General features: G+C 60.8%; 22 protein-coding genes. 13 read left to right on the top strand and 9 right to left on the bottom strand.

The features are described from left to right. Nucleotides 1-40 precede the first annotated feature (40 nt). The 4 genes from AAAX35_RS07370 to AAAX35_RS07355 all read right to left on the bottom strand — a co-directional run bounded on the left by AAAX35_RS07370 (nucleotide 41) and on the right by AAAX35_RS07355 (nucleotide 5,128). The gene (locus AAAX35_RS07370) at nucleotides 41-490 is read right to left on the bottom strand and encodes a MarR family transcriptional regulator (RefSeq protein WP_022093866.1); all 450 of its coding nucleotides are present in this window, start codon (nucleotides 488-490) and stop codon (nucleotides 41-43) included. Nucleotides 491-660: 170 nt separating this feature from the next. Next, nucleotides 661-1,380: a B3/4 domain-containing protein gene (locus AAAX35_RS07365; RefSeq protein ID WP_349117218.1), complete on the bottom strand. Its 720-nt coding sequence runs from the start codon at nucleotides 1,378-1,380 to the stop codon at nucleotides 661-663. 227 nt (nucleotides 1,381-1,607) lie between these two features. Then, on the bottom strand, nucleotides 1,608-3,278 hold the full coding sequence (gene pckA / locus AAAX35_RS07360) for a phosphoenolpyruvate carboxykinase (ATP) (RefSeq protein ID WP_349117217.1): 1,671 nt from the start codon (nucleotides 3,276-3,278) through the stop codon (nucleotides 1,608-1,610). Between the two features lie 278 nt (nucleotides 3,279-3,556). Beyond that, a complete protein-coding gene (locus AAAX35_RS07355) occupies nucleotides 3,557-5,128 on the bottom strand; it encodes an L-lactate permease (RefSeq protein ID WP_346978790.1) in 1,572 nt (523 codons plus the stop codon). A 180-nt stretch (nucleotides 5,129-5,308) separates the two neighbouring features. On the opposite strand from AAAX35_RS07355, the gene AAAX35_RS07350 reads away from it, so the two are divergent. Beyond that, nucleotides 5,309-6,889, top strand: coding sequence for a lipopolysaccharide biosynthesis protein (locus AAAX35_RS07350; RefSeq protein WP_349117216.1), 1,581 nt, complete (start codon nucleotides 5,309-5,311; stop codon nucleotides 6,887-6,889). A gap of 317 nt (nucleotides 6,890-7,206) precedes the next feature. On the opposite strand, the gene AAAX35_RS07345 is transcribed toward AAAX35_RS07350, so the two are convergent. Further along, nucleotides 7,207-8,046: a metallophosphoesterase gene (locus AAAX35_RS07345; RefSeq protein ID WP_349117215.1), complete on the bottom strand. Its 840-nt coding sequence runs from the start codon at nucleotides 8,044-8,046 to the stop codon at nucleotides 7,207-7,209. Nucleotides 8,047-8,299: 253 nt separating this feature from the next. Between AAAX35_RS07345 and AAAX35_RS07340 the strand changes: the two genes are divergently transcribed. The 5 genes from AAAX35_RS07340 (at nucleotide 8,300) to AAAX35_RS07320 (ending at nucleotide 14,605) form a co-directional block, all read left to right on the top strand. Continuing rightward, nucleotides 8,300-9,901, top strand: coding sequence for a potassium/proton antiporter (locus AAAX35_RS07340; protein ID WP_349117214.1), 1,602 nt, complete (start codon nucleotides 8,300-8,302; stop codon nucleotides 9,899-9,901). A gap of 227 nt (nucleotides 9,902-10,128) precedes the next feature. Further along, nucleotides 10,129-11,253: a 3-phosphoserine/phosphohydroxythreonine transaminase gene (serC, locus tag AAAX35_RS07335; protein ID WP_349117213.1), complete on the top strand. Its 1,125-nt coding sequence runs from the start codon at nucleotides 10,129-10,131 to the stop codon at nucleotides 11,251-11,253. 69 nt (nucleotides 11,254-11,322) lie between these two features. Continuing rightward, nucleotides 11,323-12,486 (top strand): phosphoglycerate dehydrogenase, encoded by a 1,164-nt coding sequence (locus AAAX35_RS07330; protein WP_117639695.1) that lies wholly within the window; start codon nucleotides 11,323-11,325, stop codon nucleotides 12,484-12,486. Between the two features lie 175 nt (nucleotides 12,487-12,661). After that, nucleotides 12,662-13,882 carry a M20 family metallopeptidase gene (locus tag AAAX35_RS07325; protein ID WP_349117212.1) on the top strand — a complete coding sequence of 407 codons (1,221 nt, stop codon included), beginning with the start codon at nucleotides 12,662-12,664 and terminating at the stop codon, nucleotides 13,880-13,882. A gap of 39 nt (nucleotides 13,883-13,921) precedes the next feature. Next, entirely contained in the window at nucleotides 13,922-14,605 is a 684-nt protein-coding gene (locus AAAX35_RS07320) for a DUF1015 family protein (RefSeq protein WP_349117211.1), read from the top strand. A 129-nt stretch (nucleotides 14,606-14,734) separates the two neighbouring features. On the opposite strand, the gene AAAX35_RS07315 is transcribed toward AAAX35_RS07320, so the two are convergent. From AAAX35_RS07315 to AAAX35_RS07305, 3 genes are all read right to left on the bottom strand, one after another. After that, on the bottom strand, nucleotides 14,735-15,370 hold the full coding sequence (locus AAAX35_RS07315) for a histidine phosphatase family protein (protein ID WP_349117210.1): 636 nt from the start codon (nucleotides 15,368-15,370) through the stop codon (nucleotides 14,735-14,737). Between the two features lie 17 nt (nucleotides 15,371-15,387). Continuing rightward, entirely contained in the window at nucleotides 15,388-15,930 is a 543-nt protein-coding gene (locus tag AAAX35_RS07310) for a histidine phosphatase family protein (RefSeq protein WP_349117209.1), read from the bottom strand. Nucleotides 15,931-16,013: 83 nt separating this feature from the next. Further along, the gene (locus AAAX35_RS07305) at nucleotides 16,014-16,685 is read right to left on the bottom strand and encodes a nitroreductase family protein (protein ID WP_349117208.1); all 672 of its coding nucleotides are present in this window, start codon (nucleotides 16,683-16,685) and stop codon (nucleotides 16,014-16,016) included. A gap of 235 nt (nucleotides 16,686-16,920) precedes the next feature. Here AAAX35_RS07305 and AAAX35_RS07300 point away from each other — a divergent pair, with 235 nt between their 5' ends. Beyond that, entirely contained in the window at nucleotides 16,921-17,523 is a 603-nt protein-coding gene (locus tag AAAX35_RS07300) for a DUF308 domain-containing protein (RefSeq protein WP_349117207.1), read from the top strand. Continuing rightward, nucleotides 17,524-18,006, top strand: a complete 483-nt coding sequence (locus tag AAAX35_RS07295; protein ID WP_349117206.1) for a DUF188 domain-containing protein — start codon at nucleotides 17,524-17,526, stop codon at nucleotides 18,004-18,006. Between the two features lie 133 nt (nucleotides 18,007-18,139). Here AAAX35_RS07295 and AAAX35_RS07290 read toward each other — a convergent pair whose 3' ends face one another. Next, entirely contained in the window at nucleotides 18,140-19,228 is a 1,089-nt protein-coding gene (locus tag AAAX35_RS07290; RefSeq protein ID WP_349117205.1) for a putative manganese transporter, read from the bottom strand. Between the two features lie 171 nt (nucleotides 19,229-19,399). Here AAAX35_RS07290 and AAAX35_RS07285 point away from each other — a divergent pair, with 171 nt between their 5' ends. The 5 genes from AAAX35_RS07285 (at nucleotide 19,400) to AAAX35_RS07265 (ending at nucleotide 25,217) form a co-directional block, all read left to right on the top strand. Continuing rightward, a complete protein-coding gene (locus AAAX35_RS07285) occupies nucleotides 19,400-20,368 on the top strand; it encodes a 3'-5' exonuclease (protein WP_349117204.1) in 969 nt (322 codons plus the stop codon). Between the two features lie 637 nt (nucleotides 20,369-21,005). Beyond that, on the top strand, nucleotides 21,006-22,127 hold the full coding sequence (locus tag AAAX35_RS07280) for a hypothetical protein (RefSeq protein WP_147330606.1): 1,122 nt from the start codon (nucleotides 21,006-21,008) through the stop codon (nucleotides 22,125-22,127). 389 nt (nucleotides 22,128-22,516) lie between these two features. Further along, nucleotides 22,517-22,882 carry a metalloregulator ArsR/SmtB family transcription factor gene (locus AAAX35_RS07275; RefSeq protein ID WP_349117203.1) on the top strand — a complete coding sequence of 122 codons (366 nt, stop codon included), beginning with the start codon at nucleotides 22,517-22,519 and terminating at the stop codon, nucleotides 22,880-22,882. A gap of 63 nt (nucleotides 22,883-22,945) precedes the next feature. Next, nucleotides 22,946-23,164, top strand: a complete 219-nt coding sequence (locus AAAX35_RS07270; protein ID WP_035137286.1) for a heavy metal-associated domain-containing protein — start codon at nucleotides 22,946-22,948, stop codon at nucleotides 23,162-23,164. 100 nt (nucleotides 23,165-23,264) lie between these two features. Then, entirely contained in the window at nucleotides 23,265-25,217 is a 1,953-nt protein-coding gene (locus AAAX35_RS07265) for a heavy metal translocating P-type ATPase (protein ID WP_349117202.1), read from the top strand. Nucleotides 25,218-25,451: the final 234 nt, after the last annotated feature.

Below are 25,451 nucleotides of genomic sequence, written 5' to 3'. Positions count from 1 at the left end.
ACTATGCAGTTGTTAATGGGAAGCAAATGCCTTGGCGGCCTTAGATCTCGCGCAGAGTGTTGAGGATCGTACGCAGCGACGCGTACATCTGCTCGCGCTGCTCCACGCCCATGGCCTTACCGGTGGTGTCGAGAACTTCGCGAATGATGCGATCGGCCTCGCTCATGCTCTCGCCGCCCAGGGCAGTCAGGCGAACAGGAGCGCGGTACTTGACGGCAGCATCGCCCGAGTCGTCGACCTCGACGTAGCCACCCTCCTCCAGATGTGCCAGTGTGCGCGAAACGGCGGCACGGGTAACGCCGGCCATGCGGGCGAGGTCGGCGCCAGTCAGGCCGTCCTTGCTGCGCTCAAGATAATACAGGCACATGACGTCGGAGCCCTTAAGGCCGAGCCTTGCGCCCTCGGACGTCTTGATACGCTGAATCTCCTTGTAGAGCCCGCTGATCAGTCCGACAAAATCCTCAAAACGCGTCTCGTCGTTCTGCTGCATGGGAGACGACCGCCTTTCGTTTGCATGATGCTAACGGGTAAACATCTTAGCCGCATGTCCGAACCCGCATACCCAAATATCCCATTTGTTAACCCATCAACATAAAAACCACCACAAAGGAGACAGGCACCTTTGTGGTGGTTTGGGACATCAATAGGTTCTAGGCGCCGCTACAGCTCCACGCAGGGATTGTCGCGGGTTACAAGCGTCTTAACGACGACCGTCGCTCCCAGATAGCGCTCGAGCAACTCAGCGAGGCGATCGATCGCAGCCTGGCAATCCCCCATCCGCTCGGGCTCCACGCACTCAATCGCCAGAAATGCGTCGGCCGAATCGTCGGACAGCGCCGTGCGAACGCCATCTCGCCAGTTCCAGCAACGGCACACGGCGCCCGCATCATCGATATAGGCAAGCTCACCGGGCAACGTCGGATCATCTGCCTCCTCGCCAAGTGGCAAGAACGCGTCGCCGCCGTCGGTCACCGCCAGGCGCAGATTGCCCTCAATAGCATGCAAATCTTCACCGCCAACGGGCAACGCATAAGTCAACGAAATCGTGTTGTAGATATCCACCGCCGGCGTAATGTGGCCGACCGGCTTGACTTTGAGCACGCGCTTGAGCAGGTTCTCAACTGAGCAACGCGCGCCCTTCTTGGTCTTGAACAGGCGATACGCCTCGCGCCATGCCTTAACCGGCGCATTCTCGCTGATGGTATCACTCGTCAGGTGACGCTCCGCATCGATATTGGCGCGGTCAAGCAGCGCGGCGATTGCATCCACGTCATCCTGGGGAATCTGAGCCGTGGGCTTCATGCCCTTTACGACCACAACGCCGATCGCCGCCTGTGGAAACAGCTCCCAAAATGAATCCTCGGCAATAAAGCTCTTCATATGCTCTCCCTTCATAGCGTGCGCCCGAGCGGGGGCGTCTAAGCAAAAAGCGCCCTCACAGCGGCCACCTTCAAAGTCCTACGGTGCCGCCACAAGAGCGCTTACGCTGCCCCCATCCGGAGAAGGGGGCGATATGTCAGGCGTATTGTAACCTGAGTCATCCGCGCGAGCAAAACCACCATAAAAGTGCCTGTCCCCTTTGTGGTGGTTTTGGGTCTGAGGCGACGCTAGTGGCGGAGTCCCAGCAGGCCGCGGCCGCGATGACGGGCCTCGGCGGGCACCTGGGCGTGCGGGCCGGCAGCTTTGACGGACTCGGGCAGGTGCGAGTACTTCTTCTCGAAGTTCTCCTCGAACATCACCGCCAGGTTGTGCGCGGCCTCGTCGTAGCGCGCAGTGCTCTGCCAGTACTGGCGCGGCACCAGGATGCCGTCGGGCACACTGTGGCACGTAGTGGGAATGTCGACGTTAAAGATATCGTCGTGCACAAACTCGCTGTCCTCAATGGTGCCGTCGAGGGCGCGCGCGACCAGCGAGCGCGTGTAGGCCAGCTCGATGCGATGACCCACGCCGTAGCCGCCGCCGATCCAGCCGGTGTTGACCAGGTACACGCGCGTGCGGCCGTCGGCAATGCGCTCGCCAAGCATCTTGGCGTAAACCATGGGGTCGAGCGGCATAAACGGCTCGCCGAACAGCGAAGAGAACGTGGGCGTGGGCTCGGTGACGCCGACCTCGGTGCCGGGAATCTTAGCCGTAAAGCCCGTCACAAAGTGGTACATGGCGGCGTCGGCCGTCAGGCGCGAGATGGGCGGCAGCACGCCAAAAGCGTCGCAAGTCAGGAACAGCACGACACTCGGAGTGGTGCCCATGCCCTTAGTCCACGCGTTAGGAATGTGCTCCACGGGATAGGCCACGCGCGTGTTGTGCGTGATCGAGATGTCGTCGTAGTTGGGCTTGCGGTTCTCGTCGAGCACCACGTTTTCGCAAATGGCGCCAAAACGGACGGCGTTGAAGATCTCGGGCTCGTGGAAGGCGTCCAGGCCCTCGCATTTGGCGTAGCAGCCACCCTCGATGTTGAAGATGCCCATGTCGGACCAACCGTGCTCGTCGTCGCCGATCAGCAGGCGCGTGGGATTGGCCGAAAGCGTGGTCTTGCCGGTGCCGGACAGGCCAAAGAACACGGCGGTCTCGTGCGTGACGGGATCCATGCTGGCCGAGCAATGCATGGGCAGCACGTCGTCCTCGACAGGCAGCAGGTAGTTCATGACACTGAAGATGGACTTTTTGATTTCGCCGGAGTAGCCGGTACCCGCGACCAAAATCACGCGCTCCTGGAAGTTGATGACCACGGCGGCGCTGGAGTTGAGGCCCTTGATGGCAGGATCGCACTGGTAACCGGGCGCTGCGAGCACGCAGAAGTCGGGCTCGCCGGTGCGCGCGATTTCGCGGGCGAGCGGACGGGCGAGCATTTGCTTAATGAAGAGTGCCTGGCTGGCACGCTCGCAGGCAACAAGCAGGCGACGCGTGTGGTTGCGGTCAGCGCCCGCCATGCCGCGCGTGACGAACACGTCGCGCTCGTTGAGATAGTCGACGATGCCGGCCTTGATGGCCTCATAGCTCTCGACGGACAGTGGGCGGTTGACCGCACCCCAGGCGATCTTGTCGTGAACATCGGGGGTGTCAACGATAAAACGATCGTTGGGCGAACGACCAGTGCGCTCCCCCGTCTCGATCACGAGCGCGCCATTAGAAGCCATACGGCCCTCTTTGCGACGAATAGCGTGCTCGACAAGCTCTGCCGCCGGCAGGTCCACCAGCAGACGGGGTTGATTCTCGGCGGGATCTTCAACGAGCGTAATACCAAAGTTGGACAGAACTTCTGCAGGGGTAACACCAGGCATGGGGCCTCCTTTAAAAACGCGACACGTTGACGCGACGCGCACTTTACTCACGTAAAGCCCGTTGTACCCGATATGCAAAAACGTTTTTGCGGCAAGGGCGGCAAGCCCGCCCAACGGTCAAAAATCGCAGGCAAGCGGCCTAGTCATTGGGGACGCTTTTAAACGACTAGTCATTGGGGACACTCTTGAACAGACAACATTCAAGGAGTGTCCCCGGATGCCGGCACTTAGGGACGTTCCCAGAGTGCCGGCACATAAGGAACGTCCCTAAGTGCCGACTACAGCGGCAGGCCTTGGCCGAGCATGGCTATGGCGCTCATCAGGACCAGCATGCCGGCGGCGTAGGGCAGGACGGCGCCCAGGAGTTCGGCATCCTTACCGCGCACGAGCACGGCGGCAAGACCAATGGCGAGGGTCTGCGGCGAGATCATCTTACCGGCGGCGACGCCCAGGGCGTTCAACGCGACCATCCAGTAGTCGCTCACACCCAGCGCAGTGGCAGCCTGGCTCTGAATGGGGCCAAACAGCATGCCCGAGGACGTGCCCGAGCCGGTCACAAACGCACCAACCGCACCGATCCACGGAGCCAGAATCGGGTAGAGACCGCCGGCGACGGCGATGCAGAACGCGCTGATCGAAGAGATCATGCCCGCATAGCCCATCACCTTGGCACAGCCCAGCACCGAAAGCATCGTGATCACCGTCGGCATCATCTGCTTCACAGTCGCGGCCAGCACCTCGCCCATCATGCGTGGCGAAGCACCCTGAATGGCACCGCCGACAAACGCGGCCAGGAAGATCCAAACACCCGGCGTGTTAATCCACGAAAACGTAAGCGTACCGGGGTTCTCGCCGCAATACACCTGCACGTGGCTTGCAAAGGGCGCAAGCGCGGCATGCACGGCGGGCACCAGGTTGGACGTACCCAGCAGCAGTACAAAAATCAGAATGAAGCACGACCAGGCCGAAAGCGCCGATTTAACGGTGAGCTGTTCGCCGGCCTCGATATTCATATGGAAGCGTGCGTCCAGATGCCCCGACTTCTCGGCACGCATGGCAAGCGCAGCTGTCAGCGCGAGCGAAACGATGGATCCTACGACCACGGCCAGCTCGGGGCCCACAAACATGGCAACGACCAGAGCCGCGCCGACAAACGACACGCCGGAGAGCAACGCCACGCCGGCAACACCGTGCAGACGCTCGCCCACACTCGCGGCATTGCCCTGGTCATCGGCAACACGGCCCGCAACCAGCACAATAAATAGCGGCATCACCACAAAGAACGGTGCGAGCTGCACCAGCTGAACGGTCGCTAGGTGAAGGGAATCCAAACCCACCAGGTCGGCAACGGACACCGTGGGGATGCCGATGGAGCCGTAGGGCGTGGGCACGCCGTTGGCCAGCAGGCAGATGAGCACGGCAGGCACGGCCTCAAAGCCCAGGCCCGCGAGCATGCCGGCGGGAATGGCGACAGCGGTACCGAAGCCGGCCATGCCCTCCATAAAGCCACCGAAGCACCAAGCCACGAGCAGCGCCAGCAGACGGCGGTCGCTGCTGATGGAGGTGATCATGCTGCCGATCACGTCCATGGCGCCCGTACGAACGCACAGGTTATACGTGAACACCGCGGCGATGATCACCAGGACGATGGGCCACAGAGCCATCAAAAAACCTTCGAGCGAGGCGGTCGCGATCTGCGCTGCCGGCAGGTGCCACCATGCGAAGGCAAGCAAGCACGAAAGGACAAACGATCCGATAGCGGCCTTCCAAGCTGGCCATTTAAAGCACAGCAGCATCACGACCAGCCAAATAATCGGCACAAGAGCCAGTAAGAATGCGGCGACGTCCATAGGTAGAAGCTTCTTGGTACCGCGTGGGCGGCATCGGGGGTGTCACAAAACTTCAACAGGATACCGCACGTTTACCGACAAATTACAGCCGCCCGCCGAAATTATTGAACAATCCGTTCAAAAACACGAACGAACACCGTCGCGTCTATACTAAAGCGCAGCAATAGAAAGGACTCCGCTTTGAGCATCACGCCCCTCGATAGCATTCGCCGCGCCATCGCCCGCCGCAACGGCGTCTCCAACCCCGCTGCATCGAGAGACGGCGCCGCGAAGGCCCAGGGCGGCCGCATCGAGAACGGCCTCTTCCCTGCCTCGCACACTGCCGAGGAACTCGCACGCATCCAAGAGCTGAGTCAGCGCAACGCCGGCGGGCCCGATAGCAGCCAAGCCACACGTCGCCGGCGCGAACGCGATCGCAAGCCCGGCCCCGTCCGCCGCATGGTCAACGCTTGGTGGAACCGTCTGCTCGGCGCCGTCTACGGCGGCGGCTTCTCCATGCAGGAAGCGGAATACGAGGAGCACGCCACCAGTCGCGACTATCTTTGGAACACCCTGGGCACCGCCGTATGGGGCATGGCGTTTCCGCTGCTCACCATTGTGTCGACGCAGCTCGTGGGCGCCGAGGAGGCCGGCAAGTTCTCCATCGCCTTTGTCACCGGCACGCTCATCATGATCGCGTGCAACTACGGCGTGCGCAATTTCCAGGTCTCGGACATCGACGAAAAGACGTCCTTTGCCTCCTACCAGCTCAACCGCTGGCTTTGCGGAGCGCTCGCCCTAGGCTGCGGCCTCATGTACAGCAGCGCCCGCGGCTATGACACGCAGATGGCGACGATCGGCCTGGGCGTCTACCTGTATAAGGTCATCGACGGCGTCGCCGACGTGTACGAAGGCCGCCTGCAGCAGGCCGACAAGCTCTACCTGGCTGGCATGAGCCAAACGCTACGCTCCGTCGGCGTCATCGCGGTCTTCAGCGTGGCGCTGTTCCTCACGCGCAGCATGCCCATCGCGGCCATGGCCATGGGCATCGCCGCGATCGCCTCGCTCGTGCTGGTCACCGCGCCGCTCGCCCTGCTCGAGACCGAAAAATCGCGCCGCGTAAGCCTGCGCGAGGTCGGCCACCTGTTTGTCCAGTGCGCCCCACTCTTTGGCGCGCTATTCCTGTTCAATCTTATCGAGAGCATGCCCAAGTTTGTGATGGAAGGAACACTGGCCTACAAATACCAGTTGTACTTTAATGCCCTGTTTTTTCCAGCTCAGGCTATTCTGTTGAGCATTGGATTTGTCTATAAACCGCAGCTCCTGCGCTTGTCGAGCATTTGGGCTAATCCTCGCAAGCGTCGTCGCTTTGACCTGATTATTGTTGCCGTTATGGCGCTGATCGTGGTCATCACCGGCGTGTGCGCCGCATTTATGGCAGGTCCCGGTATTCCCCTCATGAGCTTTATGTACGGTCTCAGCTTTGAACGCTACCGTACGCTGGCGCTGCTGATGGTCGTCGCCGGCGGCGTCACCGCGGCCATCGATTTTATCTACGCCATCATCACGGTATTGCGCCACGCTGGCGACGTCACCAAGATCTACCTGATCTGCTTCGCCGTAAGCGTGGTGCTGCCGGTGATCCTGATTAAGCTGCTGGGTCTGATGGGCGCTGTGGTGAGCTACCTAGCCATCATGGCCCTACTCCTGGTGCTGCTGATTATCGAGTACCGCCGCATCCGCCAACGCATAGAGAGGGACCGGAATCCGTACGGCGCCTAATTAGCTGCCCCGGTCACCGGAATTTGCGATGGAATCGCCCCGGCTGGGGTCTCGTTGAAGACAATATGCATCACGTAAAACTAAGTGAGTAGATTTTTACCGAATCCCCGACCACACCGACAGAGCACTAGTCTGTGACCTGCGGTTTTATTGAGGCAAATATGTTGGGTGCTCGGCATTTCCAAAAAAGTCTACTCACTTAGCCAGCGGGTAGCCAAATGATTATTTAATCCCCGTCCGAGAGAAGTCAATTAGCGGGCAGAAGGGCAAAAGTAGTCAAAAAAGTCCCGTCCCAAATTAGCTACCACTTGCACCGATTATTCGCCCGGGTTGATGTTCGCGTAGAACTCCGCCCCGTCGTCCAGGCGCAGGATGCCCACGCGGCCGAACTCGGAGCCGGTGGCGGCGGCGCAGTCGATGTCGATGCGATCGGGCACACCAGCAGTGTCCTCGCCGCCCAAGCGCACGATCTGCCCGCGTCCCGATTCCTCATCGAGCCCCGCCAGACCACCGACCTCGCAATAGCGCCCAAGCGATACCGTGGGCGTGTGACCGCTCACCACGACCGGGCCCTTGCCCTCGGCAGAAAGCAGCCCGGTCGACGCATCCCAATAGCCATGACGAATCCACAGCAGGTCATCGGACGACTGCACCGCGAGCATCTGCTGCAGCAGCTCGCGATCGGCACCCACCGCTCCAACGCCATCGGCACAATCGACGCCATGCTCAAGCAAAAACGCGCGCGCCGCCTTCATCTCGATTCCAGCATGCACCAGCAGATACGGGCGCTCCTCGGTCTCGGTCACCGCGTAGAGCGGCAGCGCGGCCATCCATCGCACGAGCTCCTCGTATGCCTCAAATTCTATGTCGTTGAGCTGCTCGCGCGTCGTCCAGCCACCGTTGATATCCCAGGTCTCGGCATCGAGCGGATCCTGGCCAATGATGGCATCGAGCATGATCTGCTCGTGATTACCCTTGAGCACGTGGGCGTTGGGCAGCGAGCGCACGAGCTTAATAACGCCGACCGGATCGGGCCCGCGATCGATCATGTCGCCCAGCACGTACAGCGCGTCGTCGGACGTCAACGAGATCTTAGACAGGGCCTCGTCAAGCGCACGCACGTGCCCGTGAGCATCAGATGTCACATAGATCGCCATGGTACGCCTCTCCTTGCATTGCGGCCGAAGCCCGGTGCCGCAACTAAAACTTCAAGTTGAACTTAAACGTTACCCATTGTACTCCGTTGCAATAAAGCTGGAAAGGGTTTCCGAGCAGAGGCAAAGACGGCAGCCGTCTATGACGATATCGCGCATGCCCGCAATCCAACCCCATAAACCCACCATCTTTGGGTACAAATAACCGCAGACAACTGACCGTGCCACGCCAACCACCCAGGAGCGGACACTCCCTATGAACCAGATTCTTCTCTTTATCGGCCTCGTCATTATTCTGTGCCTGACCATCAAACCCGTCGGCAAAAAGCTCCCCTTCCCCACCCTGCTCATCTTTATCGCGCTGGGCATGCTGTTGGGCGTCAACGGCCCGACGCATATCGACTTTAGCGACTACGCACTCACCGAAACCGTCTGCAGCACGGCGCTGCTGTTCATCATGTTCTACGGCGGCTTTAACACCAATATCGACCGCGCCAAGCCCGTCGCCGCGCCGGCGGTGCTGCTGAGCACGCTCGGCGTCGTCATCACCGCAGGCATCACCGGCGTGTTCGCCCACTTTGTGCTGGGCTTCGACTGGATCGGCGGCCTGCTGTTGGGATCGGTCGTGGCGTCCACCGACGCGGCCAGCGTCTTTAGCGTTCTGCGCGAGCACAGCCTTTCGCTGAGGGGCGGCACCGACTCGCTGCTCGAGGTCGAATCGGGCTCCAACGACCCCGTCGCCTACATGCTCACCGCCGTGCTCGCCACACTCGCGGCCGGCGGCGACATCAACATTCCCGCACTGCTGGCCAAGCAGATTATCCTGGGCGCGGGCCTGGGCCTTGCCCTCGGCTGGGCGGCGGGCCGCCTGATTGAACGCGCACATGCAACGGCCGAAGGTGCGCAGACCATCTTTTTGTTCGCCGTGGCCATCGTCGCCTACGCGCTGCCGAGCTACCTGGGCGGCAACGGATTTTTGGCCGTGTACCTGGCCGGCATTGTGCTGGGTGCGAGCGACATCACCGGCAAGGTCGAGATGGCGCACTTCTTCGATACCCTCACCGAGATGGCCGAGATGACGATCTTCTTCTTGCTCGGCCTGCTAGTAACGCCCGCACGCCTGCCGCAGATGCTGCTGCCGGGCCTGGCGCTCATGGCGTTTATGCTCTTTGTGGGCCGCCCCATCGCCGCCTGCGTGCTCCTAGCGCCCTTTAAGACGAGCCCCCGCCAGGTCGCGCTCGTAAGCTGGGCGGGCTTGCGCGGAGCAGCTTCGGTCGTCTTTAGTCTCTTTGCCGTGGTGGCCGGCGTTCCCGGCGGACACGACCTATTTGACCTGGTGTTTGTGATTGCCGTGTCGAGCATCGTGGTGCAGGGCTCGCTGCTGCCAGCGGTGGCGAAGAAGCTCGATATGATCGATGCGACCGGCGACGTACGCCGTACCTTTAACGACTACCGCGACGAGGACGGCATGTCGTTTGTAAAGCTCAAGGTGGGCGCGGGCCATCCGTTTGCCGGACGCTCGCTCGCCGATATTGGTAGCGCAACGAACATGCTGGTGGTCTTGGTGCTGCGCGACGGCGCGCACCCGGTGCTGCCCAACGGCGATACCGTCATCGAGGAAGGCGATCTGCTGGTGATGGCCGCCCCGACGTTCGAAGAGCGTGCCGAAGTTACGCTGCGCGAGGTCACTGTGACGCCCCACGGTCGCCTGGCCGGCCAGCGTCTTCGCGATGTGCCGCAAGGCAAGCATCCCTTTATCGTCGTGATGCTCAAACGCGACGGCCAGACGATCATCCCCGACGGCAACACCCTAATATACGCCGGCGACGAAGCCGTCATCGCCACGCTGGCGTCGTAGTGACCAGGAGGTAGCTAATTTGCGGCGAAGAGATCAAGCGCCTAGAGAACCTCATGCCTTCGCTCGCAGATTTGGATTTGCCTGAGGAGTAAAGCACCCCTCCCCCATGTAACCATCCTGTAAATCATAGCGGCGCACTCGGGTTTTGCTGTGATGCGGTCGCGCCTGGCGCTCCACTGTGCTAAAGTATCCCGAACGTCCAAACGACTACAAGGGGGAACTAGAAGATGGCACGTGTGCACAACTTCTCAGCTGGCCCGGCCGCGCTGCCTACAAGCGTGCTCGCCGAGATCGCCGACGAGATGATGGACTACCGCGGCTGCGGCATGTCCGTGCTCGAGATGAGTCATCGATCTAGCATGTACCAGCAGGTCATCGACGACGCCGAGGCAACTCTGCGTCGCCTGCTAAGCATCCCCGACAACTACCGCGTCCTGTTTTTGCAGGGCGGCGCCACGCTGCAGTTTGCGGGCATCCCCATGAACCTCATGCGCCGCGGCCGCGCCGGCTACATCGTGACCGGCAACTTTGCCAACAAGGCATACAAGGAGGCCGCCAAGTACGGCGAGGCCGTACTGCTCGCGAGCTCCGAGGACACCAATTTCGACCGCATACCCACCATGGCCGACATCAACGCGCGCATTGCCGCCGAGGCCGCAGGCGACGGGCTCGACTACGTCTACATCTGCCAGAACAACACCATCTTTGGCACCATGTACCACGAGCTGCCCAACTGCGGCGACGTACCGCTGGTCGCCGATGTCTCGAGCTGCTTTTTGTCGCAGCCGCTCAACGTTGAGCGCTACGGGCTCATTTACGCCGGCGCGCAAAAAAACGCCGGTGCCGCGGGCGTGACCGTGGTCATCGTGCGCGACGATCTCATCGCAGATGGCCCCGCCTTTGCGCAGACGCCGCAGTACATGGACCTTAAGACCCAGGCCGCCAAGGGCTCCATGCTCAACACGCCCAACACCTTTGGCATCTACGTGTGCGGCAAGGTATTCCGCTGGGTCGAGGAGACCGGCGGACTTGCCGCCATGGCCGAGCGCAACTGGGCCAAGGCCAATCTGCTCTATGACCTGCTCGAGCAAAGTGAGCTGTTCCATGGCACCACGCAGGCCGACAGCCGCTCTATCGCCAACGTCACCTTCCGCACCGGCGACGCCGAGCTCGACGCGGCCTTTGTCGCAGGCGCGGCAGAGCACCAGATTCAAAATGTCAAGGGCCATCGCCTCGTCGGCGGCATGCGCGCCAGCGTCTACAACGCCGTAACCATGGAGGACGTGCAGGCACTGGCCACGTACATGAAGGACTTCGAAGCGCAGCACGGTTTGAGCCAGCGATCTAACTAGCCCGCAGCACGCGGGCCGATCAGCCACTTCAAACCACTTGTTTTAAACAAACCAGCTAAGGAGTTTTTCATGCGCAAGATTAAGACCATCGACGACATCACCAAAGACGGCAAAGTCGAGTTTGGCGAAGGCTACGAATTTGTGAGCACCGCCGAAGAGGCCGACGCCATTCTGATGCGCTCAACCGACCTGCACGGCTACGAGCTGCCCGAGGGAATCCGCGCCATCGCCCGCTGCGGCGCCGGCGTCAACAACATCCCCGTCGAAGAGTACGCCAAGAAGGGCGTCGTCGTCTTTAACTCCCCCGGCGCCAATAGCAATGCCGTCAAGGAGCTCGTCCTAGGCATGCTGGTGCTCTCGAGCCGCGGCGTGGTGCAATCGATGAACTGGGTGCGCGACAACGCCGACGACCCCGAGATTCAGGTCGATGCCGAGAAGGCCAAGAAGGCCTTTGTGGGCCGCGAGCTCAAGGGCAAGCGCATCGGCGTCATCGGCCTGGGCAACGTGGGCTCCAAGGTCGCCAACGCCTGCGTCGACCTGGGCATGGACGTTTACGGCTACGACCCGTTCATTTCCGTCGAGCACGCGTGGGTGCTGAGCCGCGAGGTGCAGCGTGTGGGCACGCTCGAGGATCTCTGCCGCGGCTGCGACTACCTCACCGTACACGTGCCCAGCAAGGCCGACACCATCGGCATGATCAGCACCGAGCAGATTAACCTGCTGGCACCCGACGCCGTGCTCATCAACTACGCGCGCGAGACCATCATCGACGAAGACGCCGTCGACGCCGCCCTGCGCGAGGGTAAGCTCAGCTGGTTTAGCTGCGACTTTGCCACGCCCAAGACCGTCAAGATGCCCAATACGTTTATCACCACGCACTCGGGCGCCGGCACCGGCGAAGCCGAGGCCAACTGCGCCGACATGGCCATCAGCGAGCTCAAGGATTACCTGGAGAACGGTAACATCGCGCACAGCGTCAACTACCCCGCCTGCAGCATGGGCAAGGCGCGCGCCGCGAGCCGCATTGCCTGCCTGCATGCCAACGTGCCCAACATGATCGGCCAGATCACGGCCATCCTGGCCAAGGACAACGCCAACGTGCAGCGCATGACCAACGAGTCCGCCGGCGAGAACGCCTACACCATGTTCGACACCGATGAGCACCTGAACAGCAGCACGATCGAGGCGCTTAAGCAGATTCCGTCGATGTATCGCGTGCGCGTAATCAAATAGCGCCGGCTGATCTGACAGGCAGTTCCCCATGTGGCCTGCCCGTCACTGACATTGAATGCCCGCGGGGCGCCTTTCGCACGAGAGGCGCCCCGTTTTTGTGAGCGCTCCATTAAATGCACCGAGCCGCTTCTTGGCATACAATCTGTATGTTGACCTAACTATCTGTGAGGTGCCTATGGTTGATACAGATTTTGCTTGGCGGCTTACGCAAGGACTCGTGCGGATCGACAGCTCAGACCCGGGTGCGTATGAGGACGAGATTGAGCGCTATATCAAAGCGTTGGTTGAGGAACGGTTGGCGCAGCTGAGCCATCCGGTACTCCATGCCGTGCAGGTTGAGGAACTCGAGGTGCTGCCCGGGCGCCGCAACCTTATGGTCACCGTGCCGGGACTGAGCGACGAGCCACGACTCGTCTATATCTGCCATATGGATACCGTTACGCTGGGCGATGGCTGGGACGCGGACATTCCGCCGCTCGGGACGGTTGTGCGCGACGGCAAGCTCTATGGCCGCGGTGCCTGCGATATGAAGGGTGGCCTGGCCTGCGCCATTGCCGCACTGGTCCATACGCTCGAGCGCGTGGCGACGGATGGCGCGCTGCCCCGCCGCGGCTTTTCGCTCATCTGCTCGGTCGAAGAGGAAGACTTTATGCGAGGCTCCGAGGCAGCCATCGATGCCGGCTGGGTCGGTTCGCGCGAATGGGTGCTGGATACCGAGCCCACCGACGGACAGATTCAAGTGGCGCACAAGGGGCGTACGTGGTTCGAGATTGAAATGGCTGGCGTGACAGCGCATGCGAGCCAGCCCTGGAAGGGCGCGGATGCCGTCGCCGCCATGGCCGAGGTCGTGTGCTCGCTTCGCCGCGCATTTGCGGCGCTGCCCGTGCATAATGAGCTGGGGCCTTCGACCATCACGTTTGGCCAAATCGAGGGCGGATATCGCCCCTACGTCGTACCCGACCGCGCCAAAGTCTGGGTCGACATGCGCCTGACCCCGCCGACCGATACGGCCGCCGCGACGCGCATGGTAGAGCAGGCCATCGCCGTCGCCGAAGCCGCCGTTCCCGGTTGCCATGGCAGCTACACCGTGACGGGCGACCGCCCCGCCATCGAGCGCGACCCGAACTCTCCCCTTCTAGCAGCGCTCAAGCGTGCCGCCGATGACGTGACGGACGCGGACACGACCGTCGGCTTCTTTACCGGCTACACCGACACCGCCGTCATTGCCGGCAAGACAGGTAACCGCAATTGCATGAGCTACGGTCCCGGGTCGCTCGCGCTCGCGCACAAGCCCAACGAATATGTGCCCCACGCCGATATCGTTCGTTGTCAGCAGGTGCTAATCGCGCTCGCCGATAACGTGCTCTGGGACGCGAGCGGCCAGGTTGGGGCATAATAAGCCGCGAACAAACCGACTCGTGCGTTAGGACCGCCCATGAAAGCACTTCCGTTTCCCTGCATCCGCCCGGCTCAGGACCGCGTGCTCGAGGCGCTGCCTGCAATGGACAGCATCATGAGCGGCAACGATGCTCTGCGCGGAGCCATTGCCGATGGTCTGATGCTCAAGGACCCGGGTGCGGCGTATTACGTGTACGAATGCTCGGGCGAGCCGGGACGTGTGACGGGTGTCGTGGCGATCTGCCCGACGAGTGTACTTGCGGGCGGCAAGGGCGATGCCAGCGCCGACGTGGCCGCCGCCGCGCGCGCGATCGCCGAGCTCAAGGTGCAGCCGCGCCCCGTGTCGCTCGCCTACGAGGCGTCGCCCGTCATGGACATCATCCTGGGCGCTGCCAAAGAGGGCGCCTCGCTCTACGCCGTCACCGACCCCGCGGGTATTACGCACCGCGTGTGGGAGGTCAAGCGCGAGGACGCCGTCGGCGCCATCCGTGCCATGCTCGACCAGGCGCCGGAGCCGGCACTGGCCGACGACCCTGCCTACGCTGCCGCACTAGTCGAGGCATCACAGCTCCTGGCCGATGAGGCCCGTTCCGCCGGAACGTACACCGGCAAGGAGCCGTTCAACTTTACCGTTGCCGTGCTCTTCCCCGCTGCGCAGGCCAGCGGCGGCGCACCGCAGGTTCCGACGGGTCTGCTCACGCACCAAGTCGCGCGGTTCTAGCAAGACCAGACCGCGCAGCACAAAAATCGGCAGCTCAACAAACAGGGGGCGGAGATGCAGCAGGTACATGCATCTCCGCCCCTTTTGCGTCGAGAAGTTATGCCAGCGACCCGTGCCGCCACGCTCGCGTTATCCCCGTTGCGGGCCTGCTGCCGCCACAAGTGGTTCAAGCCCCAGCTCGCGCGCGTAATCCTCCTGCGTAAAGACTTCGACAAGTTCAAACGTATCGGCCGTATCGTCAAACGCAAAATGCAGCACTGAGCAGTTGCCCGGCACGCGTTCGCGCTCGTCTGCCGCCGCGCCCCGCACGTGGTCCAAAAACTCCTTGATAGCCGAGCCATGGCTCACCGCGAGCACGCACTCGTGGTCCGGACGTCGCATAAGATCGGTTATCGTCGCCGCCATGCGCTCGCGCACCTGCATCTGGCTCTCGCCGCCAAACTGACGATAGAAATCTCGCCACGGGCGCTCGGGCATAAGCATCACGCGCTCGGCCTCAAAGTCGCCAAAGAACCACTCACGCAGACCGTCCAGGCGCTCGTACGCCAAGCCCGGCCACAGGTTGGCGATAGTCTGCTCGGTGCGATGAAGCGTGGAGGTGTAGGCATGATCGGGCTCAATGCCGCACGCACGTAAAAACATGCCGGCGCGCGCCGCCTGGTCGCAACCCAACTGCGTAAGCGGCGAGTCACTCCACCCCTGAATGATACGCTTGAGGTTGAATATCGTCTGTCCATGACGGACCAGATACAGATCTTTATTCATAGGGGTCCTTTCGTTCGTTACCAATCAAGGAGCGAAAACGCCCCGTCGCAATAGCCAAAATGAAGCACGGCTCCGTTGTCGGGTAGCTCTCCCCTGCCAGTCACATACTCAAGAAACTCCTGGCAGGCTGAGCCGTGGGAAACCGCCAGCACGCAGTCGTGCTGCGGCCTGGCCATGATGCGCGACAGCACCGCGACCATACGCGACTGGAGCTGCACTTCAGACTCGCCACCAAAGGCCACCGGATAATCACCCCAGGGTTGCGGCGGCATATCGCGATTTGATGTGCCCTCCAGCGAGCCCAGGCGCCACTCGCGCAAATCGTCGACCAGCTCTATGGGAAGGTCCTCGCCAACGATCAGCTCGGCCGTGTAGCGCGCCCGACCCAACGGAGACGAATACGCATGGTCAAAGAAGATACCGCACACCTCAAACGCCGCGCGCGTCGCCAGCGCCTGCTCGCGCCCGCGCGCCGTAAGCGGCGAATCGTGCCCACCCTGCAAAATGTTCTGCACATTGAGCTCAGTCTGCCCATGCCGCACCAAATACAAATCTGCCACATGCCCTCCCCTCGCACCACCACAAAGGGCACAGGCACCTTTGTGGTGGTTTTGCCGCCGGATTGCGCCGAAATGGCGCGCAACTACACCAGCACGTCGGCAAGCGGACGCTTGGGCACGTGATGCACCTGCGCCTCGTCGCGCCAGTAATTAATAGAGCCATCGGGGTTGGAATCGATCGCATCGATCACCTGCGTTTCGGCCGGAACGCCAAACGCCATGATCAGCTTGAGCTCATACTCGTCGCCGTCGAGCCCCATGGCGTCGATCGCGCGGGGCGTAAAGGCCTTGAACATGCAGGCCGCCACCTCGGGCGTGGCGCTACGAGCGGCGAGCATCATCGTCTGAGCGGCAATGCCCGTGTCGACCTCGGTGATGGGCGCGGCGGGCTTACCTAGAACAGTGCGCTCGGCCAGAATCGCGATGTAGCCGGTCGGGCGCTCGCCCTCGGCAGGGCCCGGCCAGTCCTTGAGCGCGCCGGCCCATGCAAGCTCGTCAAACACACGCGCGCAGTCCTCGGCACCACTCACCACATGAAAGCGTAGGCGCTGAGCATTGGCGCCACAGGGAGCCAAGTGTGCCAGCTCTGCCAGCTCGAGCAAAAACTCGCGCGGCACGCGCATGGACTCATCAAAACGGCGGCATGTGCGGGCGCGACGAACCAGCGCATCAAACGTGTCCAAGCCAAGCTTTTCGCAACCTTGCTTTGCCATCGACTCCGCGCTCGACGGCGCCGCGGGAATAGCTTCGTTCATAGGAACCCCCAATACAAGCCAATTGTTCTTAGGAAAATCTAACCTAAAACGTAGGCAATAACGAACAGAGCTGCAATGTTCTACATCTGTTGAATAGAAAATCGCGACACAGGGAACAACGAAAACAAATCGGGACCTTTGGGTTACACTTCGCCCTCCCCGACCCATACGTCAGCGCCTTTAGGCGATACTGGTTGTAACGATCGCGGCTTACGCCACGCGGAAAGGAGACCTCATGGGCATCTTTAAGAACGACGACCAGCAGTCGAATCTGTTTGGATTTGACGAGAAAAGCATGGCAGGCAAGGCAATCAAGGCCGTGCGCTGGATCTATGCCATCACGGGCGTCATCGCGCTGCTCGCTGGCATCGCGCTGCTGTTTGCGCCCGCCAAGTCCCTCGTCTTCCTGACGACCGTCCTGGGCTTCTACTTTATAATCACGGCAGCCATTAGGCTGTTCACCGCCATTTTTGAGCCGCTGCTGCCCGCCGGCTGGCGCGTGACGAGCATCATCTCCAACCTGCTCATCATTCTGGGCGGCGTCATAATCCTGCGCAATCAGGCCTTCTCGACCGCGACGCTCACCACGCTCGTGGTGGTCGTGGCCGGCTTTGGCTGGATCGTCGAAGGAGTCATGTCCATTCTGGAGTCCGAGCTTTCGTCTAACCGCGCCCTCGCCATCCTGAGCGGCGCGCTCTCCATCATCGCTGGCATGTTCGTGTTTATCTATCCGCTGTGGTCGGCAAAGATGCTCGTCATCTTTAGCGGCGCCGCGCTCCTGGTGTTTGGCGTGACGCTGATTATTCGTGCTATCCGCTTTGGCAAGCTGGTGCACTAGATGCCGCGAACGCTGTTTATTGATGCCGACGCCTGCCCTGTCACGCGTGAGTCGATCGACTGCGCGCGGCGGGCGGGCGTCGCCGTGGTTATCGCCGGCAACAGCACGCAGAACCTGGAGCGGCACATTCGCCGCGACGATCCGCGCGATGCCGAGCACGCGCGACGCGGCTTTTGGGTCACGACGCTCGATGTGAGCGTGGGCGCCGATAGCGCCGACTTTGCCATTGTCGAGCGTCTGCAGGCGGGCGACGTGGTCGTGACGCAGGACATTGGCCTGGCGAGCATGGTGCTCGGCCGCGATGCCGCCGCCATCGGCGTGCGCGGGCGCGTGTACGACAAGGCGAACATCGACATGCAGCTGTTTATTCGTCACGAAGAAAAGAAGGTGCGTCGCGCTGGCGGTCGCACCCGCGGGCCGGCAGCCTTCACCAGCGAAGACCGCGCCCGCTTTAAGCGCAACCTCACCGAACTGCTCCGCTAACCAAGGTAGATTTTTGGGATATGTCCGGAAATCTGCTTTTTTGCTTTGGCGATTGACACGCATCCAACGCCCAGGTCATGGCGGTAGATTTTACGGCATGCCCCAGTTTTTACGGCATGCCCCAAGCATCTACTTAGAGGCCAAAGGCAGAAAGGATAAGACCCCAGCCCGCACCGATGACGTACATCATGATCAGGAACAGGACGTTTTCGCGGGCGCTGCGGTTGGTGCGGAACAGCACCAGGTAGCCCACACCGGCAGAGATGAGCGTGCCGGCGAGCATCGGGGCCAGCTGCAGCGCGCCTTCCAGGTACAGTTGCGTGATGACGACGCTGGCCGAGCAGTTGGGAATCAGGCCGACGAGTGCCGAGCCCAGGACCGCAAGCGTCTCGTTGCCACGCAGGAACTGCTCGATCGCGGACTCGCCGAAGGTCTCGAGCACGGCGACCAGAATCAGCGTCACCAGAAAAATGAATACCGATACCTGCACGGTGTGCGAGATGGCGCTGCGAATAATCGACAGGAGGGGCGCGCCCTCGTGAGAGTGGGAGTGACCGTGGCCATCATGGTGTTCATGCTCGTCCTCATGACCGTGATCGTGGCCATGTCCGTGTTCGTGCTCGTCCTCGTCTTCATCGCAACCGCAATGGTCGCGCTCGCACAGCTCATGGATGTGATCGGCGCTCACGCCCGCCTCGGCCACCTCGTCGATGATGTCACCGCCAGTGTGGTCGTCGTGCGCGCAGTTCACATGAGCCGGATTAGCAGCGGTCCCCAGCACGGTACGGCGAATCGCCGCATGTGCGCGAGCGTTACGACGCAGGCCGCGAATGGCGGCGTCCACGATAAAGCCCGTGACCAGCGCGATCAGCGCCTTCGAAGCCAGAAGCATCGCCATGGTCTGCACGGGAACTTGCTCGGCGAGCAACAGCGGCAGCATCTCATCGGAGGTCGAGAGAAACACCGCCACCAGGGTACCCAGCGTCGCGACGCGACCGGCGTACAGCGTGGCCGCCATTGCCGAAAAGCCGCACTGCGGCACCATGCCCAGCAACGAGCCAACCACGGGGCCCGCAGCGCCAGCGCGCTTGATGGCGCCGTTAACGCGGTCGCCCGCAACATGCTCGAGCGTCTCGAGCGCAAGGTACGTCACCAACAAAAACGGCACCAGCGAGAGCGTGTCTTTGCCGGCATCGAGCAGAATATCTATCAGTAAATCCATGACGGATGGAACCTTTCGTGTCTTTCGGCAGCATTGTAAAAGTCCTAGCGGTCAACTAGGGTATTGTAGTTGTCCCGGGCGCGGTGCCAATAGTTGCCCATGGTAAACTATCATCTCGCCACAACTCAGTAACCCCGAGCCGCGCGACGCGGCCCGTCCAAGGAGCATCCTATGAACGTTTCGCAAGCACTCGAATACGAGCGCCAGCCGTTTATCCCCATGTTTATCTATGGCGATCACGGTGCCATGGAGTCCGAGCGCCAGAAGGGCGAAGAGGCCCTCAAGGTGCTCGAAACCGAGTACTTTACCGCTGAGGGCGACCCCGGCTTCGACTTTGCCACCGTGCGCGACCTGGCCGACCGCAACCGCGACCTGTGCGACCAGATCGGCGAGGCGCGTCTACGCAACGTGACGCCCGCGACGCTTTCGCGCGGTCTGTCCGATGCCGACACCTGCGCCGCCATCGGCAAGATGCAAAAGCGCACCGCCGCGTCCGTCATGCGCGAGATCCGCGGCGACCGCGACGCGCTCGGCGTGGCGTACGCCCGCAAGCCTATCCAGGGCACGGTGCTCGGCATCGACATCGAGACCACCGGCCGTGCACCCGAGCGCGGCTACATCATCAACGTCGGCTGGGAGATCATGGATCTCACCAGCGACGCCGTGCCGCATGACGCCGAGGCACACTACTGCGGCCTGCCCGATATCTACCGCGGCGAGGATGTGCCACTGTCGAATATCCACCACATCACCTGGGACGACATCGACGGCAAAACGCCCTTCCGCGAGAACAAAGAGCTGCAAAAGCAGCTGCTCAAGCTTATGAAGAAGTACCCGTACATGGCACACAACGCCGCCTTTGAGGACAGCTGGTTCAAGATCCACCTGGACGGCTACGCCGAGGCACGCCGCGCGGGTAAGATTATCGTCATCGACTCGCGCCAGATTTGCCGCAGCTTGGACGCCGACGTGCGCTCGCTCCCCCGCGAGTCCGCCCCCGCTGCGCTCGAGAACTGGGCGCGCCGCCGTGGAACCCTCGCCGCCGACGCCAACGAGCAGCATCTGGGCCTGGACGACACCGACCTCATGCTCCGCACCGTCCAAGCCGAGTTCAACCTCAAGAACCTATTCGCGAAATAACCGATCCATCTGCGGGAGCGCCTGCCAGGCACAGCGCAATCCGTCTGGGCACACCGACACGCAGTAAACTAGGGCGCAGCCTTATGGCTGCACCCTAGTTTTCATCAAAACGAGCAAATACGCGTGCTTCACATAGTCGGCAGGTTGGCCCACCTACATTTTTCGAGTTGTTCGGCCAGCTGAACCACTAGTCAAGGCCCCTTGAACCGCAATCGAAGCTAAAATCGCCTTAATTTCGCAACCAAGCCCCATAAATCTACCTGAATCAATTCGAATAGGACGTTGCGATCGCACCATTTGTATAGGATAAGGCCGAATAACTCAAATTATGTTGGTGAGGCATCTGAGCGGTCGGCAAAAACGCTTAGAAGCTACGAATCCGCAACTAAAGTTCATCAAAAAGGGGCAGCCGGCAGAAACCTCCCCAGCCAAAGCTGCTCCCTCAATACGACAGCTCAAAAACCCACCGTTCGCAGAAGATAAGCCGCGCCCCAATACCGTTGCCCGAAGTTTCGGGCGTATGCGGCGTCCGCTATGCCATCATGCGCGTATGGGAATCATTCTGTCACATACCACGGCACGCGCTGTATACCAAACAGCCAACTCGCTCGCAAGCTACGCGACCGGTCCCATACCTATGGAAAAGATCAGGGTGTCTGCGCCGACCACGTCCGACCTGGAAGCGGCACGAGCATGGCTCAACAGAAAGAATGTCGATTCTGAACGTATCCATGTGCTGACGTTTTCCAATAATGCCAAAAGGCACCGCAAGGGCTGCATCTGCCACTGCACGCGCTATACGTTTGATGCAGAAAGCTACCTAGAACTCGAGCCGAACGTCTACATCGTCGATATCAAGCTGTGCGCGTTAGAAGCAACAGCCGACCTCAACCTTTCGGAGCTCGTTGAGTATTACTTTGAAATCTGCGGCTCCTACGCGCTTGGAACGTCCGACGAAACTCAATATCGCGAGCGCCCAGCCCTAACCAGCGTTGAAGAGCTCAGAGCCTTCTTTTCAGAGGCACCGGGGTATCGTGGATCTAATAAAGCACTTAAGGCACTTTCTTATGTACACGAAGGCTGTCGCTCCCCACTCGAAACGGCGTTTGTCATGATGCTGACAATGCCCAAGTCAATGGGTGGCTTAGCCATACGCGCTATCAAAACGGATTATCCGATCCCAGTCCCCAAAAGATACGCCGCCCTAACGCGACGGACGGTTTTCTACCTCGACGCGCTGCTCGAAAATTCGATGACCGATATCGAATACAACGGCTTTTACCACGACGAACCCGAGCAGCAATCAATTGACGAGGAGCGCCGAAACACGCTGCGAAACATGGGATATGCCGTTATCACAGTTAATCGTCATTCGTTTTTCAAGCAGTCCGCTTTTAAACGGGTCATGGAAGCGATTCGCATTCGCGAGAAGATATGGCCCGGTCGACTCCCGGATAACTTCGCCATCCTGCAAGAAACTCTTCGTCAATTTGTCTTGCGGCGCTACTTCGAATACGGTCGCCGCGTCCTGGAGACACTCAAAGAAGAAGAGGCCGCCAAGCGCGAAATTGCAAGCCAATATCCGCAAGCTGATGACCCGAGCATCAACGATGTGCCCGAACCCGACGACATGCAACACGTCGGGGCCCTTGCTGAGGAAATCAATGGGGCTTGGGAATGCGACATGTTCGCAAAAATCGATGAAAACCGCACGGAAGACGACACGATTATTGATCTAATTGAGAATTCGCTCTTCTAAAGGCGATCTCTGCGGATGTCCACCTACATTTTTCGACTTATTCGGCCACCGATGTGCCAGATTGGCTGCAGCAAAGCTCAATATAACTTTAGATAAAACTGATTCTGCAGAAACTCCCGTAGAGGAAGAACTGATTCTCGCGGTATTTGACACGATAAAGTACAAATATGAACAGTTCCAATGCTTCTCAAGGTGGCTTTCTTAGCATGCTAGCCGAACATCTCGAAATATGTTGGCGAGCATTGCGTCGATGTCTCCCAACCCACAGAAAATCGCAGAGGCGGCAAGCAGTCATCGAAATTAACGCAAATTGTATTGACATATGAACATACACTCATATAATCGAAAGCAAGTTATATGAGCGCATGTTCATATGAAAGGATATTGCAATGAGCATCCGCGTTGATGAAACGAAACCCGACATCGAGGCCACCGAACCCGCGATCCCCACCACCTGCTCGCCCGAGGACCTTCCCGACGAGGAGCTTCTCTACGACCTCGCCGACCTGTTCAAGGTCTTCAGCGACACCACGCGCATCAAGATCCTTTACGCCCTCATGGGCCGCGAGCTCTGCGTGGCAGACATCGCCGAAGCGACCGAAACCTCGCAGTCCGCGGTGTCGCACCAGCTGCGCACACTCAAGCAGGCGCACCTGGTTAAATTCCGGCGCGACGGGCGCAATATCCTCTACTCGCTCGCCGACGACCACGTCTACACCATGCTCAACCAAGGCATGAGCCACATCTGCGAATAGCGACCAACCACGGTACCAGCGCGGCCTGCACCCAAGCCGCAAATACAGAGAAAGGAACCCACCATGAAAAAGCAGTTTAAACTCGACGAGATCGACTGCGCCAACTGCGCGCGTGAGCTTCAGGACGAGCTGGCCAAGCTCGAGGGCGTCAAATCCGTGTCCGTCAACTTTATGACCCAGAAGTTGACGCTCGAGGCCGATGACGCCGAGTTCGACGAGGTGCTCAACCGCGTTGTAGAGTTTACGGCCGACGCCGAGCCGGACTGCGAGATCATTCTCTAGCCCAGGTTTACGCCAACCTGCAAGGCCGCGATTGCCGCGGCCTTTGCTCGCGAAATTATATGAGCGAGTGTTCATACGTTCAAATGGGAGGATACGAGTCATGGCCACCGCCGACCCCAAGAAGAAAAAGAAGAAGCGCAAGAAGAAAGAGTCACTCGAGCATAAGCGCAACCGCATCCTGGTAGCGCTGGGCATTTTTGCCGTGGTGTACGCCCTCGACGAGCTCGGTACCCTTACCGCCGCATTCGGCACCCCGGGTGACATCTACGCCAGCTTCGTGCTATTCCTGGTGCCGTTCCTAATTGCCGGCTACGACGTGCTCCAAAAGGCGTTCAATAACATCCGCCGCGGCAAGGCCTTCGACGAAAGCTTCCTCATGGCAGTCGCGACCATCGGCGCGTTTGCCATGGTGCTCTTCCCCGATACCGACCCGCACATGGCCGAAGGCGCCGCCGTCATGCTGTTCTATCAGGTTGGCGAGCTGTTCCAGGCATACGCCGTGGGCAAAAGCCGCAAGTCGATCAGCGCCATGATGGACATCGCGCCCGACTATGCCAACGTCGAGCAACCCGACGGCACACTCGAGCAGATCTTCCCCGATGACATCGCCGTCGGCACCGTCATCGTCGTCAAGCCTGGCGAACGCGTGCCCATCGACGGCGTCATCGTCGAAGGCGAGACACAGCTCGATACCGCCGCCCTTACCGGCGAGTCGGTCCCCCGCCCGGCCAAAACCGGAGACGATATCATCAGCGGCTGCATCAACATGACGGGCCTCGTCCACGTGCGCACCACCAAGCCCTTTGGCGAATCCACCGTCGCGCGCGTCCTGGAGCTCGTAGAAAACGCCAGCGAAAAGAAGGCGCGTACCGAGAACTTCATCACGCGCTTCGCCCGCGTCTACACGCCCGCCGTCACCGGCGCGGCCGCGGTACTCGCGCTCGGCGGCGGCCTGGTCACCGGCGCCTGGTCCGACTGGATCTTGCGCGGCCTGACCTTCCTTGTCATCAGCTGCCCGTGTGCGCTCGTGATCAGCGTCCCGCTCAGCTTCTTTGGCGGTATCGGCGGTGCGTCCAAGCTGGGAGTTCTAATCAAAGGCTCCAACTACCTCGAGGCGCTCGCCGATGTGGACACCGTCGTCTTTGACAAAACCGGCACGCTCACCAACGGCTCGTTCTCGGTCGTCGCGGTGCACCCCGAGGCGGGCTATACCGAGCAATCGCTGCTCGAGGTCGCAGCCCACGCTGAGTCATTCTCCGACCATCCCATCGCGCAGTCGGTGCGCACCGCCTTCCAGGGCGAACTCGACCCCAAGCGCGTAAGCGACTCCACCAACGACGCGGGCCATGGCGTGACGGCAAATATCGACGGCAAGCGCGTCGTCGTCGGCAATGCCAAGATGCTTGCTGCGGCCGGTATCGACGCCCCCAATTGCGAGGTCGTCGGTACGATCCTCCATGTACTTGTCGATGACACGTACGCCGGCCATATCGTAATTGCCGACACCATAAAGGCCGATGCCGAGCAAACGATTCGCGACCTGCACGCCGCCGGCATCAAGCGCACCGTCATGCTCACGGGCGACCGCGAGGAAGTGGCAGCCGCCGTGGCAAAGCAGCTGGGGCTCGACGAGTTCCACGCGCAGCTCCTGCCAGGCGACAAGGTCGAGCGTGTCGAGGCGCTGCTCGCGGCCGAAAGTGGCAAGGGTAAGCTCGCCTTTGTGGGCGACGGCATCAACGATGCGCCCGTGCTTACGCGCGCCGATGTGGGCATTGCCATGGGCGCTATGGGTTCTGACGCTGCGATCGAGGCCGCCGATGTCGTGCTCATGGACGACAAGCCGTCCAACATTTCCCGCGCGATCCGCGTGGCACGCAAGACCATGACGATCGTCTGGCAGAACATCATCTTTGCGCTGGGCGTTAAGCTGCTGATCCTTGTGCTGGCAGCGCTGGGCATCGCCAACATGTGGCTTGCCGTGTTCGGCGACGTAGGCGTGGCGATCATCGCCATCCTGAACGCCATGCGCGCGATGGGTGTCAAGAACTTGTAGCGTTCGTGGGCTGTCCGGCCGGGGCCGGGCTTGGTTTTGAAAACGTCCTCGACCAATGAAGTGCCCCCGTTCTGCTCCTTCGGAGCTACGAACGGGGCCACTTCTGGTCTGACGCTCCTATTTGGCAAGGTGTTTTTTAGAATCCATTTTGCGCTCGGCCTCGAAGGCCTGCCTGTCCCAATCGAGCGGAAGTCCGGCCTCGACCCATGCCTCGTAGGCCCTCCTTATGGGCTT

Source organism: Collinsella sp. CLA-ER-H11 (assembly GCF_040092445.1).
In the GTDB taxonomy this organism is placed as follows: domain Bacteria; phylum Actinomycetota; class Coriobacteriia; order Coriobacteriales; family Coriobacteriaceae; genus Collinsella.
Note: the sequence above shows the minus strand (reverse complement) of the source record. Positions and strands in the feature narration are given on the sequence as shown.